The 15,505-nt window shown below is 60.5% G+C and carries 14 protein-coding genes; 4 read left to right on the forward strand and 10 right to left on the reverse strand.

The window, feature by feature from the left end:
* Positions 1-7: 7 nt before the first annotated feature.
* From LJE98_RS11180 to chvE, 7 genes are all read right to left on the reverse strand, one after another.
* On the reverse strand, positions 8-1,522 hold the full coding sequence (locus tag LJE98_RS11180; RefSeq protein WP_229575290.1) for an aldehyde dehydrogenase (NADP(+)): 1,515 nt from the start codon (positions 1,520-1,522) through the stop codon (positions 8-10).
* Between the two features lie 21 nt (positions 1,523-1,543).
* The gene (locus LJE98_RS11185; protein ID WP_229575291.1) at positions 1,544-2,473 is read right to left on the reverse strand and encodes a Gfo/Idh/MocA family protein; all 930 of its coding nucleotides are present in this window, start codon (positions 2,471-2,473) and stop codon (positions 1,544-1,546) included.
* Between the two features lie 11 nt (positions 2,474-2,484).
* The gene (araD, locus tag LJE98_RS11190; RefSeq protein ID WP_229575292.1) at positions 2,485-4,230 is read right to left on the reverse strand and encodes an L-arabinonate dehydratase; all 1,746 of its coding nucleotides are present in this window, start codon (positions 4,228-4,230) and stop codon (positions 2,485-2,487) included.
* A 49-nt stretch (positions 4,231-4,279) separates the two neighbouring features.
* The gene (gene araD1 / locus LJE98_RS11195; RefSeq protein WP_229575293.1) at positions 4,280-5,245 is read right to left on the reverse strand and encodes an AraD1 family protein; all 966 of its coding nucleotides are present in this window, start codon (positions 5,243-5,245) and stop codon (positions 4,280-4,282) included.
* A gap of 10 nt (positions 5,246-5,255) precedes the next feature.
* Positions 5,256-6,467: a multiple monosaccharide ABC transporter permease gene (mmsB, locus tag LJE98_RS11200; protein ID WP_229575294.1), complete on the reverse strand. Its 1,212-nt coding sequence runs from the start codon at positions 6,465-6,467 to the stop codon at positions 5,256-5,258.
* A complete protein-coding gene (gene mmsA, locus LJE98_RS11205) occupies positions 6,467-8,002 on the reverse strand; it encodes a multiple monosaccharide ABC transporter ATP-binding protein (protein WP_229575383.1) in 1,536 nt (511 codons plus the stop codon). Before mmsA ends, mmsB begins: the two co-directional genes overlap by 1 nt.
* Before the next feature lie 121 nt (positions 8,003-8,123).
* The gene (chvE, locus tag LJE98_RS11210; RefSeq protein WP_370660365.1) at positions 8,124-9,176 is read right to left on the reverse strand and encodes a multiple monosaccharide ABC transporter substrate-binding protein; all 1,053 of its coding nucleotides are present in this window, start codon (positions 9,174-9,176) and stop codon (positions 8,124-8,126) included.
* 190 nt (positions 9,177-9,366) lie between these two features.
* Here chvE and LJE98_RS11215 point away from each other — a divergent pair, with 190 nt between their 5' ends.
* Both LJE98_RS11215 and LJE98_RS11220 read left to right on the forward strand, forming a co-directional pair.
* A complete protein-coding gene (locus LJE98_RS11215; RefSeq protein ID WP_229575296.1) occupies positions 9,367-10,305 on the forward strand; it encodes a LysR family transcriptional regulator in 939 nt (312 codons plus the stop codon).
* A gap of 102 nt (positions 10,306-10,407) precedes the next feature.
* Positions 10,408-10,809 carry a DUF2794 domain-containing protein gene (locus LJE98_RS11220; protein ID WP_229575297.1) on the forward strand — a complete coding sequence of 134 codons (402 nt, stop codon included), beginning with the start codon at positions 10,408-10,410 and terminating at the stop codon, positions 10,807-10,809.
* A gap of 3 nt (positions 10,810-10,812) precedes the next feature.
* Here LJE98_RS11220 and LJE98_RS11225 read toward each other — a convergent pair whose 3' ends face one another.
* Positions 10,813-11,364, reverse strand: coding sequence for a GNAT family N-acetyltransferase (locus LJE98_RS11225; RefSeq protein ID WP_229575298.1), 552 nt, complete (start codon positions 11,362-11,364; stop codon positions 10,813-10,815).
* Between the two features lie 415 nt (positions 11,365-11,779).
* Between LJE98_RS11225 and LJE98_RS11230 the strand changes: the two genes are divergently transcribed.
* The gene (locus tag LJE98_RS11230; protein WP_229575299.1) at positions 11,780-12,811 is read left to right on the forward strand and encodes an aspartate-semialdehyde dehydrogenase; all 1,032 of its coding nucleotides are present in this window, start codon (positions 11,780-11,782) and stop codon (positions 12,809-12,811) included.
* A gap of 181 nt (positions 12,812-12,992) precedes the next feature.
* A complete protein-coding gene (locus LJE98_RS11235) occupies positions 12,993-13,814 on the forward strand; it encodes a lytic murein transglycosylase (RefSeq protein ID WP_229575300.1) in 822 nt (273 codons plus the stop codon).
* Positions 13,815-13,870: 56 nt separating this feature from the next.
* On the opposite strand, the gene LJE98_RS11240 is transcribed toward LJE98_RS11235, so the two are convergent.
* Positions 13,871-14,548 carry a carbonic anhydrase gene (locus LJE98_RS11240; RefSeq protein WP_229575301.1) on the reverse strand — a complete coding sequence of 226 codons (678 nt, stop codon included), beginning with the start codon at positions 14,546-14,548 and terminating at the stop codon, positions 13,871-13,873.
* Positions 14,549-14,613: 65 nt separating this feature from the next.
* Positions 14,614-15,501: a pyridoxal kinase PdxY gene (gene pdxY / locus LJE98_RS11245; RefSeq protein WP_229575302.1), complete on the reverse strand. Its 888-nt coding sequence runs from the start codon at positions 15,499-15,501 to the stop codon at positions 14,614-14,616.
* Between the last annotated feature and the right edge of the window lie 4 nt (positions 15,502-15,505).

Genomic DNA, 15,505 nt, shown 5'->3' on the forward strand with positions numbered 1-15,505 from the left:
CATGTCCTCAGGCGAGATCGGTCGGCAGAAGGGCCGCCGGAATATCCTGGAAGCAGACCGGCCGCAGGAAACGACGGATCGACAGCGTACCGACAGAGGTGGCGCCAAAGTTTGTGGAGGCCGGGTAGGGGCCGCCGTGAACCATGGAATCGGCCACTTCGACACCGGTTGGGAAACCGTTGGCGAGCACGCGACCGGCCTTGCGCTCCAGGATCGGCATCAGACGTTTTCCAAGCGCTTCGTCACCATCGGCAAGATGGATCGAAGCCGTCAGCTGACCCGACAGGCTACGCGCCATCGCGACCATCTCGTCCTCGCTATCGGCGACGACGATCAAGCCGAGCGGACCGAAGACCTCTTCGCCCAGCACATGGTTGTCGAGCCAATCCTTCGCCGTCGTCTGGAAAAGGTAAGGCGTGGCGTTGCGCAGGTCGCAAGTGGAGGTGACCAACGAGCGGACACCCTCGGTGCCTGCGATCGTGGTCGCACCCTTGCGATAGGCATCGGCAATACCATCCGTCAGCATGGTCTGGGGACCGACGGCCGAAAGGGCTTCCGTTGCCGTCTCGACAAACCTGTCGGCCTCAGCGCCCTTGAGCAGGACGACGATACCAGGATTGGTGCAGAACTGGCCGGCACCCATGGTGAGCGAACCCACCCAGCCCTTGGCGGTGGTTTCGCCACGGGTCGCGACAGCCTTTGGCAACATGAACATCGGATTGACCGAGCCAAGCTCGCCGAAGAAGGGGATGGGCTCCGGACGCTGGGCACAAAGATCGAAGAGCGCGCGACCGCCGCCGAGCGAGCCGGTGAAGCCGACAGCCTTGATCAGCGGATGCTGGACGAGGGCCTGACCCACGTCGCGGCTGCCGCCATGCACGAGCGAGAAGACGCCCGGATGGACACCCGTGCGCTTGATCGCAGCATCGATGGCCGCGGCGACGATTTCGCCCGTGCCAGGATGGGCGTCATGCGCCTTGACGACGACAGGGCAGCCTGCAGCGAGAGCAGCAGCCGTATCGCCACCGGCCGTGGAGAAGGCGAGCGGGAAGTTCGAAGCGCCAAAGACAGCAACCGGACCGATCGGGCGCTGAACCATCTTCAGGTCCGGGCGCGGCAGCGGCTTGCGGTCGGGCAGGGCCTCGTCATGACGACGGTCGAGATAGTCACCCTTGCGGATATGGGCGGCAAACAGGCGAAGCTGCCCGACGGTGCGGCCGCGCTCGCCGATCAGGCGCGCTTCCGGGAGGCCGGTTTCCTGAGAGCCGATCTCGGTGATCGCATCGCCACGCGCATCGATTTCTTCGGCGATCGCGTCAAGGAAAGCGGCTCGCTCTTCGCGCGTGGAATAGGCGTAGGTTTCAAATGCCTCTTCAGCAGCCTTGACTGCCTGATCGACCAGGGCAGGGGTACCCTTGGAGAAGGTGTGTGAGGAGCCCGTGGCAGGCGACGAGGCAAAGGTATCCGTGCTGGCAACCCAGTTACCGGCGATCAGGTGTTTTCCAGTCGGTGTATAGGCCATGAGATGGGCGTCCTTTTTTTGTCAGTCTTCGAAGGGAGCGACGATTTTTCGTTCTCCGCAGAGGAAGGAATCCGCCACAATGCGCAGCGGCTGATAGTCGGTGTCGCTCTGGCGGGAGCGGATGAGTTGGGCGAAGCGTTCGTAGATCCCCGCATATTCACGATCGGGGCCGGACGCCTGTTCTTCACCCCCGATATAGAGTTCCGAACCGCCCTTTGAAAGACGCAGTTCGCCGGCATTCGTCTGGACTGTGATATCCCACGTCTGCGGACCTTCCTGTCGCCAGTCGAATTCCGCCGTAACAGGCGCGCCTTCGACGGTGCGCATGGCGATGGAAGCGGCAATCGGCTGCTTCTTGTTTTCGGGAAACTCGAGAACCGAGCTCTGCACCATGATGGGATCCGGGACGATTTCCGTCAGGATCGACAAGGCGTTGATACCAGGATCGAAGACGCCGAAGCCACCCGGTTCCCAGATCCAGGCCTGGCCGGGATGCCAACGGCGCACGTCTTCCTTCCAGACGATCGAGATCGATTGGATGACCTTGTCGGAAAGCCACTGGCGAGCCGGCTCGACACCGAGCGCGAAACGCGAGTGCCAGGTTGCAAACAAGGTGACGCCAGCCTTGGTCGCGAGCTCCGACAGAGCCTCGGCTTCGCCAAGCGTCGTTGCAGGCGGCTTTTCCATCAGCACATGGCGACCGGCGGCGATAGCAGCCTTGGCCATGTCGAATCGGACTTCAGGCGGAGTGCAAAGCGACACGACCTTGATGTCCGGGCGCGCGGCCAGAAACGCTTCGAAGTCGGTGAAGTTCTCGGCACCCTCGACCTTGCCGTGACGGCTGACGCCAACGGCAACGACGAAGTCCTGACCGCCTTCGATCGACGGAATGTGCTGGTCGCGGGCGATCTTGCCGATACCGACAAGCGCGAGCGGAATACGATCTGCCATCGTCAAGGTCCTCAGTGTGCGTCCTTGCCGACCGGCGAACCGCGGCAGCCCTTCAGGAAATCGAAGTCCGCACCCGTATCGGCACCCTCGACGTGATCATGGAAGAGCTTCGCATAACCGCTGGCCGGCGGCTCGACCGACGGGCGCCAGTCTGCAAGACGGCGCTGCATCTCTTCCTCCGAAATATCAAGGTGAATGCGACGGGCGTCGACATCCAGCTCGATGAAGTCACCATTCTTGACGATCGCGAGCGGACCGCCGCGGGCGGCCTCAGGTGAGGTGTGCAGGAGAACGGTGCCATAGGCGGTGCCGGACATGCGGGCATCCGATATGCGCACCATGTCGGTAATGCCCTTGCGCAGCACCTTTGGCGGCAGGCCCATATTGCCGACTTCGGCCATGCCGGGGTAACCACGCGGACCGCAATTCTTCAGGACCATGACGCAGGTCTCGTCGATATCGAGGGCCTCGTCATCGATCTTCGCCTTGTAGTCGTCAATGTCTTCGAAGACCACGGCGCGGCCACGGTGCTTCATCAGGTGAGCCGAAGCGGCCGACGGCTTCAGGACACAGCCCTTCGGCGCGAGATTGCCCCGCAGAACGACGATACCGCCCTGCTGGGTGAGCGCCTTCTCGACTGGCAGGATGACGTCCTCGTTCCAGTTGCGAACATCCTTGACCTCGTCCCAGATACTTTCCCCGGAAACCGTCAGCGCATCCTTGTGCAACTTTCCGGCTTCGCCGAGGCGCTTGATGACGACGGGCAGACCGCCGGCATAGAAGAACTCTTCCATCAGGTACTGACCCGACGGCATCAGGTTGACGATCGTCGGGATGTCGCGGCCGAGGCGATCCCAGTCATCAAGGGTCAGGTCGATGCCGACGCGGCCCGCCATGGCGAGCAGGTGCACGACGGCGTTGGTCGAGCCCCCGATCGCACCATTCACTCGGATGGCGTTTTCGAACGCTTCCTTGGTCATGATGTCGGAAGGTTTCAGGTCGTCCTTGACCATCTGCACGATGCGGCGACCCGAAAGCTGCGCCATCACCTTGCGGCGGCTGTCGACAGCCGGGATCGCGGCATTGCCCGAGAGGGCCATGCCGAGCGCTTCCACCATCGAGGCCATGGTCGAGGCTGTGCCCATGGTGTTGCAGGTACCGCTTGAGCGGGACATGGAGGCCTCGGCTTCGAGGAACTCTTCCTGGGTCATCTCACCAGCCTTCACGGCTTCGGAGAACTTCCAGAGATGCGTGCCGGAACCGACGCGCTCGCCACGGAAATAGCCATTCAGCATCGGACCGCCGGTGACGACGATCGACGGCAGGTCGGTGGAGGCGGCCGCCATGACCAGCGAGGGGGTAGTCTTGTCACAGCCGACGAGCAGAACGGCACCGTCGATCGGCTGGCCGCGCATGGCTTCTTCGACGGCGAGCGCCGCAAGGTTGCGATACATCATCGCCGTCGGGCGGAAGGTGTTTTCCGACGCCGAGAAAACCGGGATCTCGACCGGGAAGCCGCCGGCTTCCCATATGCCAGCCTTCACCTTTTCGGCCAGTTCCCGCAGGTGCCCGTTGCAGGGTGTGAGGTCAGACCATGTATTCAGGATGCCGATGACCGGGCGACCGTCGAACAGGTCGTGCGGGTGCCCCTGGTTCTTCATCCAGCCACGATGATAGATCGTGTCGCGGGATGTCCCGCCATACCAGTGCTGGGATCTCAGTTGGCGCGGCCAGGCCGCCGGTTTGAACTTGCTCATGGTTTTCGTCCTGTCTCTGGGAAATGGGCGGGTCGGTTGACCGATCCGCTCAGAGCATCTTCACCTTGACGGTCTCTGCCGCGGCCTTTGCAAGTCGATTGCGCAGCGGAAGACCGAATTGCGGGGACACGATTTCGAACACGTCACCTTCCTGGGTGACGAAGCCGTCAGCGACGGAAAGGGTCGCCGTGCCATACATGTGCACGTGCAGATCTCCCGGCTGGCAGAACAGCGCATACTTGAAGTGATGATACTCCAGGTTTGCGATCGTGTGGGACATGTTGGCCTCACCGGATAGGAAAGGCTTCTCCCAGACGGTCTGACCGCTGCGGATGATGCGCGAGGTTCCTTCGACGTGATCGGGCAAGGCGCCGACACGGAGCTCGGGTCCGAAGGATGCGGGGCGCAGCTTGGAATGGGCGAGGAACAGGTAGTTGATCTTCTCGGTCACGTGGTCGGAGAATTCATTGGCCACCGAGAAACCGAGACGATGGGCCGTACCGTCGTCTCCGATGATGTAGTAACCCGCCATTTCAGGCTCTTCACCACCATCGAGGGCGAAGGAGGGCGAGACGAGATCTTCGCCAGGCGCAACAGCGTTGAAGCCGTTGCCCTTGTAGAACCACTCGGGCTGAACGCCGATTTCGCCGGGCTTCGGCTTGCCGCCTTCCATGCCCATGCGAAACATCTTCATCGAATCGCTCATGCCGGCGGTGTCAGCATGCATGCTGTCGCGGGCGGATGCCGAACCCGTGTGGGTGAGGCCCGTACCGGTCAGGTACATATGCGCCGGATCGGGATGGCGAACCGGGCAGTCAAGCTTTCCCTCGGCCGCGAGCACAACGAGGTCCACGCTGTCACCCGCGCCCTGCTTTTCGACCAGGGTCGCGACGGTTGTGCCGGCGGCGATCGCGGCTTTGGCGAGGTCGTAAGTGGAGTTGAAACCGGGGACGAGGCGCGCAGCCTCACCCTGGCGGCAAATGACGCCGCCAGTCTTCAATTGCGAGAGAAACATAAGCCTATCCTCAGACTGCTTTGTTCTTGTTGTAAACGTCGAAGAAGACAGCAGCCAAAAGCACGAGGCCCTTGATGAGCTGCTGGTAGTCGATGCCGATACCCATGATCGACATGCCGTTGTTCATGACGCCCATGATGAAGGCGCCGATGACAGCACCGGTGATCTTGCCGACGCCGCCGGACGCCGAGGCGCCGCCGATGAAGCAGGCCGCGATAACGTCGAGTTCGAAGCCGACGCCTGCCTTCGGTGTCGCCGAATTGAGGCGAGCCGCGATGATCATGCCAGCAAGGGCCGCAAGCACGCCCATGTTGACGAAGGCATAGAAGGTCAACCGCTCGGTGTTGATGCCCGAGAGCTTCGCGGCCTTCTCGTTGCCGCCAAGGGCATAAATGCGACGACCGACGGTGGTCCGCGTCGTCACGAAGGAATAGAGCGCGATCAGGACGCCCATGACGACGAGCACGTTCGGCAGACCGCGATAGGTCGCCAGCTGATAGCCAAGGAAGACCGCGACGACGCTGATGATACCCATCTGAACGGCAAAGAAAACAAAGGGTTCGTTCTCGGTGCCATGCTCTTCGTTGAGCCGGCGGTTCTTCATCCCGTTGAAGATCGCCAGCGCCACAAGAAGGACGATCACGACGATCGCGACATGGTTGGCGATTCCAGTGGTCTCCACGTCTGTCAGCGGCAGGAAATCCGGGATGAAGCCAGTCGACAGAAGTGTGAATTCCTTGGGGAACGGACCGATTGGGCGTCCACCCAGAACCACATAGGTCAGACCACGGAACACGAGCATGCCCGCAAGCGTCACGATGAAGGACGGGATCTTTTGATACGCAACCCAGTACCCCTGGGCAGCCCCCATCACGCCGCCGAGCAGCAGACACAGCGGCACGACCAGCGCGAAATGCCAGCCCCACTTAACAAGCATGATCGCCGATATGCCGCCAATGAAGGCGACGATCGAGCCGACCGAAAGGTCGATATGTCCCGCCACGATGATCAGCAACATGCCCAGCGCCATGATGACGATGAACGAGTTCTGCAGCACCAGATTGGTAATGTTGACCGGGCGGAAGAGAACGCCGTTGGTCAAAAACTGGAACAGCAGCATGATGACGACGAGCGCGAGCAGCAGTCCATATTCGCGGATGTTGTTGCGCAGGTAGTCGCCTACGGAGACCTTGGGGGTTTCGGTTCTTGTGTCGATGGCCATTAGTGTTTCTCCCCAGAGCGCATGATGGCACGCATGATGGTCTCTTGGCTTGCTTCTTCCTTGGACAGTTCCGCGACGATGCGTCCCTCGTTCATGACGTAGATGCGATCGCAGGTACCTAGCAGTTCGGGCATCTCCGACGAGATCATCAGAATGCCCTTACCTTCGGCGGCAAGCTGGTTGATGATGGTATAGATTTCGAATTTGGCTCCGACGTCGATGCCGCGTGTCGGCTCGTCGAGAATGAGGATTTCAGGGTTCGTAAACAGCCACTTCGACAGCACGACCTTCTGCTGGTTGCCGCCGGAAAGGTTCACGGCCTCCTGGTAGATCGAGTGCGACCGGATCCGCAGCTTCTGTCGATAGTCGGCAGCAACCTTGGCTTCCTTGCGGTCATCGATGATGGTGCCGTTTGACACACCATTGAGATTGGCGAGCGTGGTGTTTTCCTTGATGTTGTTCTGCAGCACGAGACCGAGATGCTTGCGGTCTTCCGTGACATAGGCGAGGCCGGCATCGATCGCCTTGGGGATCGTCGAGACATCGACCGGCTTGCCGTGCATCGAAACGTCACCGGTAATCCTGTGGCCCCAGGACTTGCCGAAAATGCTCATCGCGGTCTCGGTGCGCCCGGCACCCATCAGGCCCGCAATACCCACGACTTCACCAGCACGAACGTTGAACGCGACATCGTGGAGGAACTGACGATCGCGGTGGTTCTGGTGGAATACGTTCCAGTTCTTCACCTCGAGCAGCACATCGCCGATCTTCGGCTGGCGCTTCGGATAGCGGTCTTCCATGTCCCGGCCGACCATGCCCTTGATGATCCGGTCTTCCGTGATCTCCTGGGTGTGACAGTCGAGCGTTTCGACCGTGCCACCATCGCGCAGGATGGTGATCTGGTCGGCAACCTTACGGATTTCGTTGAGCTTGTGGGAGATGATGATCGAGGTCATCCCCTGCTTGCGGAACTCCATCAGAAGCGTCAGCAGTGCGTCGGAATCCGTTTCGTTCAACGAGGCCGTCGGCTCGTCGAGGATCAGCAGCTTGACCTTCTTCGACAGGGCCTTGGCGATTTCGACGAGCTGCTGCTTGCCGACGCCGATATCCGTGATGCGCGTCGAGGGCGCGTCTTTCAGCCCCACCTTCGCCAGCAGCTCTTTCGTCCGCGCAAAGGTCTGGGGCCAGTGGATCACACCCTTCTGGGCGATCTCGTTGCCGAGGAAGATGTTTTCGGCAATCGACAGGAGCGGCACGAGAGCCAGTTCCTGGTGAATGATGATGATGCCGAGTTCCTCGCTGTCGGAAATCCGGCCGAAACGACGGACCTTCCCGTCATAAAAGATGTCGCCGTCATAGGTTCCAGCGGGATAGACGCCGCTCAGTACCTTCATCAGCGTGGATTTGCCGGCGCCGTTTTCGCCGACCAGTGCGTGGATCTCGCCCTCGCGCACCTTGAAGCTGACATTGTCCAACGCCTTGACGCCGGGGAATGTCTTCGTGATGCCACGCATCTCGAGAATGATGTTGTCCATGTGCAGAATTCCGGCGCCCATTCAGCGATCCCTGAAAGATCTAGCCGACGACGCGAGCTCCCTCAATGCGTATAGAAAATGGGTCCGCGACGAATCGCGGACCCGGACATGATCCGAGGGATCAGTTGTCGATCTGATCGGCCGTGTAGTAGCCGGCATTGACCAGAACGTCCTTGGCATTGGCCTTGTCAAGCGCGACGGGCTTCAGCAGGTAGGACGGAACGACCTTGACGCCATTGTTGTAGGTCTTGTCGTCGTTGATCTCGGGGGTCTTGCCTTCCATGATGGCTTCGACCATCGAAACGGCGACCTTCGCGAGTTCGCGCGTGTCCTTGAACACGGTCGAGTACTGCTCGTCTGCGAGCATCGACTTGATCGACGGAAGCTCGGCGTCCTGACCGGTGACCACAGGCATGGTCATGTCGCCCGAACCGTAGCCTACGCCCTTAAGAGCCGAAAGGATGCCGATCGAGAGACCGTCATACGGAGACAGAGCGCCGTTCAGCTTGTCTTCGGTGTAGGTCGAGGACAGCAGGTTTTCCATGCGCGCCTGGGCAACGGTGCCGTCCCAACGCAGGGTACCGACCTGGTCCATACCCATCTGGCCCGACTTGACGACGATGTCGCCGCTGTCGATCAGGGGCTGGAGAACCGACATTGCGCCGTCGTAGAAGAAGAAGGCGTTGTTATCATCCGGCGAACCGCCGAAGAGTTCGACGTTCCATGGCTTGGTGTCCGGGAACTTGGCCTTGAGGCCGTCCACGAGGCTGGTTGCCTGGAGAACGCCGACCTGGAAGTTGTCGAAGGTGGCGTAGTAGTCGACATTGCCGGAATCGCGGATCAGGCGGTCATAAGCGATGACCTTTACGCCGGCGTCTGCAGCCTTCTGCAGGATGTCGGACAGGGTCGTGCCGTCAATGGCGCCGATCACGAGAACCTTGGCACCCTTGGTGACCATGTTTTCGATCTGGGCAAGCTGGTTCGGGATGTCGTCGTCAGCAAACTGCAGGTCCGGGGTGTAGCCGGCTTCCGAGAACAGCTTTTCCATGGTCTCGCCGTCCGAGATCCAACGGGTAGACGTCTTCGTCGGCATGGAAATGCCGACCATGCCCTTGTCCTGTGCGAAGGACATTGGCGTAAAGGATGCGATGCCGATTGCGAAAGACGCAATCATGGCTCCAAGTTTCTTCATGGTAACCTCCCTGGTCATACCGTGCGGGGCCAAGCTCCTCCTGGCACTCGCTGAAACAAGAACGGACGGCTGACCCAGCAGCCCCCCAGCTCCGTGGCGAGTCTTATCGCGGCCGATATACCGATCAAATGATTATTTTGACTTTCTCCATACCATGGTTGATATGTGATTTATGGCCGAGATTCACGTTCATCGCTTGCAACCGAAGCACCTCAATCTCATTCGCTCCATTGCCGAACTGGGCCAATTGAGTCTGGCCGCTCAGGAGCTTGCGCTGACCCAACCGGCGGCTTCCCGCATGCTGGGAGAGATCGAACGCTACGTCGGGTCGCCCATTTTCGTTCGCACACCCAAGGGGATGGAGCCGACCGCCGTCGGCAGCGCGCTGGCTCGCCGCGCGCAGAACGTACTGGAAGAAATGCGCGAAGCGGCGCGCGAAGTCGAAGCAATCCAGCGGGGGCTGACGGGCAAGGTCAGGATAGGAGCGGTCACGGGAGGCGCTGTCGGGCATGTCGTCCCTGCAATCCGTGCCCTGAAGGCGGAGACATCGACGGTCGACATCCACGTCAATGTGGCGCCCAGTGGCGAAATGATCCGCGACCTGCTGTCTGGGCAGTACGACTTCGTGCTGGGACGGATTCCTGCGGGCATCGACGCACGCCAGTTTCACGTGGAAGGGGCAACGATGGAGGAGATGGAGATCGTCGTCCATCGCACACATCCCCTGGTGAACGTCGACAGCCTGAATATATCCGACATGACGCATTTCCCCTGGGTGATGCAGGCTCCAGGGACGCCCTTGCGCCAGGCGGTGGAGAATGTCTTCATCGAAGAAGGCGTGCCGATCCCGCGCAACATCGTCAATACGACCTCGCTGCTTGTCATGATTGCGATGCTGGCCTCGTCGAACGCGATCGCACCCATGTCACGCGAGGTCTCGGATCTTCTCTGCCGGCAGACCCCCGTCGGTGATCTGACCACGCTGCGACTGGACACGCCCATCGAGGTTACGCCCTATCACCTGATCACCCTCAGCGGTAAGCGCCTGTCGCCGATCGCTGCGCGGCTTCGCGAACTCCTGCTCCGTCACTTCCTCAGCAGGGGGCGCTGAAACGACCCCGACGCCGGACGTCGCAACACCCGACATGCTTGCAATTTCGGGCATGTCAGGCACACTGTTACCTATCCGTCATAAATCGGAGCCCGTGGAGCATTGACGACAGAGCAGCCGGAGGGGCAGCGCCACGACGACGAGGGGGCAGACACGACGGCCGCTTCTGTCGTTGATCTCGGTGTCTATAGACAGGCGCTCGACCCCTTACCCGTCACCTTCCACCGCCGTGAACTCGACGCCATTCTTTGGATCTACGGCCTCATGGTCGGAGAGGGCGAATGGCGCGACTACGCGATCGATCACCTGAAGGACAAGGCGGTATTTTCCGTCTTCAAGCGGTCGGGCGAGTTTCCGCTCTACCGAATTGAGAAAAATCCGAAGCTCGCCGCCAAGCAGGGCGCATTCTCCGTCATCGCCACAGACGGACGAATTCTCAAGCGCGGCCATGATCTGCGCCAGGTGCTGAAGGTCTTCGACAAGGCGCTCAAGGCACTGGACTGACGCTCAACGCATCGTGCCCGGATAGGCAGACAGGTCCGGCATGGTCGCACTGCCCTCGCCCAATGCTTTTTGCATGAAGACGGTGTCGAGCCAGAGACCGTGCTTGAAGCCCGTTGCACTCAAAGTGCCAGCGAGTTCGAAGCTACAACTGCGATGGACGGCCATTGACGCCTCGCTCGCGCCACCGATCACGGCGACCATCTGCCGGAAACCCAGGGCCTCGCATTGATCGAGCAGTGTCACGAGCAAGGTTTTCCCGACGCCGCGCCCACGGGCCGAGGGGTGAATGTAGATGGCATCCTCCACAAGCCATCGATAGGCAGGTCTGGTGCGAAACGCCGATGCATAGGCGTATCCCAGCAATTGCCCGCGAGGATCGATCGCAGCCAGGTAGGGATACCCCTTCTCCGTGAGGTCGCGATGCCGCGATGACATCTCGTCGAGGGTAGGCGGTGTGAACTCATAGCTCGCCGTCCCGTGGGTGACGGCGTCGGCGTAGATTTCCGTCACGGCGGGAAGGTCCCCAGATCTCAACTCACGAATTTCAAGGCTCATGCAATATGCTCCGGTGATTGCGACTGTTTTTTCACGCCGGAAATGTCGAGACAAGCGCGACCGTGTCGTGGTGATAAAAGGCCACTCAACCGGTCGGCATTCGCTTTTCGACGAAGCCCGCCGGTGCTCGGCTTGACTCGCGCCGAAAACCTTGTAATGCCTCGCCGCGAAGAGGAATTCGGTCCATGCACGCTTTCGGGCAACCCTTTGCGGTCTTCCAACTCCTGCAGCTTTCCGCTGCAGGCTGCGCATGCCTTTCTCTTGCATCCACGACCAAGGCCAAAACGACGACGAAAACCGTCTGACGTCTTCGGCCACCGCTCTCTCCCCGGCACGGCCGGGGACAAGGAAGGTTGCGCACCCGTCGCGAACTTCCCCCTCACCATCCGCGGAGAGACAGAAAGAGAGCATTGACATGGGTTTCAAGATTGCAGTCGTAGGCGCCACCGGCAATGTCGGTCGCGAAATGCTGAACATCCTTTCCGAACGTGGCTTTCCGGCATCGGAAGTCGTGGCGCTCGCGTCAGCCCGTTCCCAGGGGACCGAAGTCTCTTTCGGTGACAAGGTCCTGAAGGTTTCGAACCTCGACAACTACGATTTTTCCAACACCGACATCTGCCTGATGTCGGCCGGCGGCACGATCTCGCAGAAGTGGTCGCCGAAGATCGGCGCTCAGGGTTGTGTCGTCATCGACAACTCCTCGGCCTGGCGTTACGATTCCGACGTTCCGCTGATCGTCCCGGAAGTGAACCCGGACGCCATCGTAGACTTCAGGAAGCGCAACATCATCGCCAACCCGAATTGCTCGACCGCACAGCTGGTCGTGGCGCTGAAGCCCCTGCATGATTTCGCCAAGATCAAGCGTATCGTCGTCTCGACCTACCAGTCCGTTTCCGGCGCCGGCAAGGAAGGCATGGACGAACTCTTCACCCAGACCCGCGCCGTGTTTGTCGCCGATCCCGTCGAAGCGAAGAAGTTCACCAAGCGCATCGCCTTCAACGTCATTCCACACATCGATAGCTTCATGGAAGACGGCTACACGAAGGAAGAGTGGAAGGTCCTGGCCGAAACCAAGAAGATGCTCGACACGAAGATCAAGGTGACCTGCACCGCCGTACGCGTCCCGGTCTTCATCGGCCATTCGGAATCGGTCAACATCGAATTCGAAAACGAAATCACTGCAGACCAGGCCCGCGACATCCTGCGCGAAGCGCCGGGTTGCCTCGTCATCGACAAGCATGAGAACGGTGGCTACATCACCCCCGTCGAATGCGCTGGCGAAGACGCGACCTATATTTCCCGCATTCGTGAAGACGCCACCGTCGAGAACGGCCTCAACATGTGGATCGTCTCCGACAACCTGCGCAAGGGTGCGGCTCTCAACACCATCCAGATCGCGGAACTTCTGGTCAATCGCGGTCTGATCAAGCCGCGCGCGACCGCCTGACAGCCAATCGCCGAGGCTTCCCGTTCACACAACGGGAAGCCTCGACCGGACCCTTCAGGCGAATGTGATCCAAATTGAGACCTCCGAGGCCCTACATTAGCGTCGGATGGATGACACGATCCACTTTCGCTGGCATGGTGCGGCCGAATCGACAAGATCCACAGTCCGTAACGAGGCATGAATGCGACTGACATCAACCCTGTCGGCAGCCCTGATTTCCGTAGTCGCCTTGACGGCCGGCGCGGGATCGGCAGACGCCGCCGCTTGCAGCAACACCTCAGCAGGCTTCGAGGAATGGAGCGCAGCCTTCAAGCAAGGAGCGGCGGCCCAGGGCTTCAACCCGCGCATGCTCGACAAGGTCTTTTCGACGGTCAGATACAGCCGCAGTACGATCAGCGCCGACCGCGGCCAGAAGAGCTTCAAGCTTTCCTTCGAGCAGTTCATGCAGAAGCGCGGTGGCCAGACGATCATCAATCGCGGCAAGACAATGAAGAAGAACAACGCCGCTCTGTTCTCGCGACTTGAGCAGCGCTACGGTGTTCCCGCCGGCCCACTGATTGCGATCTGGGGCATGGAAACGGGTTTCGGTTCCTTCCTCGGCAAGGAACACACCCTGTCTGCCGTCGCCACCCTGGCCTTCGATTGCCGCCGCAGTGAATTCTTCACCGACCAGTTCTATGCGGCTCTGGAACTCGTCCAGGCCGGAAATCTCGACGTGAACGCCAAGGGCGCTGCTCATGGCGAGATCGGCCAGACGCAATTCCTGCCGCGCAACGTCGTACGGTTTGGCACGGATGGGGATGGCGACGGCCATATCGATATGGTTCGCTCACGCTCGGATGCGCTCGCATCGACCGCGAACTTCCTCAGGGGTCACGGCTGGCAGCCGGGCGCGGGCTATCAGCAGGGCGAACCGAACTTTGCTGCCATCCAGGGCTGGAATGCCGCAAAGGTCTATCAGCAGGCCATCGCCCATATCGGCGCGCAGATCGACGCCCAGTAAGACTGGCTCTATTGAACCTTCAACGGCGGCTTCGGGCCGCCGTCATCGTTTTATGGTCAGGTCGCGTCCAGGCCTTCGACAGGCAGGCTTTCCTCAGGCTCGATCCGGGCAAAATCCTGCGTCTGCGGATCCATGAGCCACAATTCCCCATTGCTGATGTCGAACCAGGCTCCGTGGATACGCAGCTTGCCGCGCCCCTCGAGAATTCGCACGCAGGGGAATGTCCTCAGATTGGAAATGGAGTTTCGGATCGAGATCCGTTCCAGCGCGGTCTGACGCTCGCCCGAGGTCATCTGCGAGTTGCCCTGGATTTGCTCCGCCGCCGGTGCGACCAGGTTCATCCACTTCCCGATGAAATCGCCGGGCGACAGGGGCTCGGAATTTGGATCAAGGGCCGCCGTTATACCGCCACAACGACCATGTCCCATGACGATGATGTCACGAACCCTGAGCGCCTGCACGGCGAATTCCAGCGCGGCTGACGTCGAGTGATACTGCCCGTCCGGCTCATAGGGTGGCACCATGTTCGCCACGTTGCGAACGACGAAGAGTTCGCCCGGCACGGAATCGAAGATCATCTCCGGCGCGGCGCGGGAATCGCAGCAGGCAACCACGAGCGTGTGAGGCTTTTGCCCCTGCTCTGCGAGTGCCCGATAGCGATCGCGCTGGTCGAGATATCGGCCGCCCATGAAGTTGCGATAACCGGTGAGAAGTGCAGAAGGAAATTGGCTCATAGCTATCGATTACAGCGCAAGAAAGAGCATGGCAACACATGTAAAACGGCGTTTCCACGGAGGCTTCACTGCGGTCTGCCCGGTTTCCGTTGAGCCGGGTGCATAAGACGACGGATTTGCACCATGGCCATGGGTGTCGAAAGGCTTGAGGCATCACTCTCCAGCGCGAGTTCATCACCGCCTCGCTTTGCGGTACGCGCAAGGATCTCGAATACACTGGCCGTCGCCGTCTGAAGTGCCCTCTCCTCGTCCATGCCGGCCAGAAGGCGCGCAAGGAAAACCGCAGCAAGCAGATCTCCGAGGCCGTTCGGCGGATTGTCGATGAGCCTGTGTTCTGCAAGCAGGGCAGAGCGACCACTGAGCAGGAGATTGCCGGTGCCACCGGCCATCATGGGCACGGCCGAGGTAACCAGCATGCGTTTCGGGCCGAGCGTCAGCGCAGAATCGATGATAGCCTGATTGCTCGCGAGTTCGGCGCCGCCTGCCAGCCATTGCAGTTCGTATCGGTTGGGCGTAGCGATGTCGGCCATCGGGATCAGGTGGTCGCGGATCGCCGAAGCGGTCTCGACGGGAACGTAAAGACCTCCGAGATCTCCCATGACGGGATCGCAGACATAGATGAGATCAGGATTCTGTTGTCTGGCGGCCGCAACGAGACGCTGGACGGCAACCGGCTGGCGCGACGAGCCGAAGTAGCCCGACAAAACGGCCGAAACTTCACCGAGCCACGGGGCCCTGATCAGATCGTCGATGGCATGGTCGAAGTCGTCATCGGAAAATTGCAGACGCGTGGACGGCCCATGGCCGGGATGCCAGGGAAGGACGATCGTAGGCAGGGCCCAGACCGGGTGCCCGAGGGTCTCCAGCGCAAATACAGCCGCCCGGTTCCCCACCGATCCACGAACGACATGACTGGAAATGACAATGACGGCTCCATCGGGTTTTCGGTTCATTTTA

The organism is Rhizobium sp. 'Codium 1' (assembly GCF_020889605.1).
Taxonomy (GTDB): Bacteria; Pseudomonadota; Alphaproteobacteria; order Rhizobiales; family Rhizobiaceae; genus Allorhizobium; species Allorhizobium algae.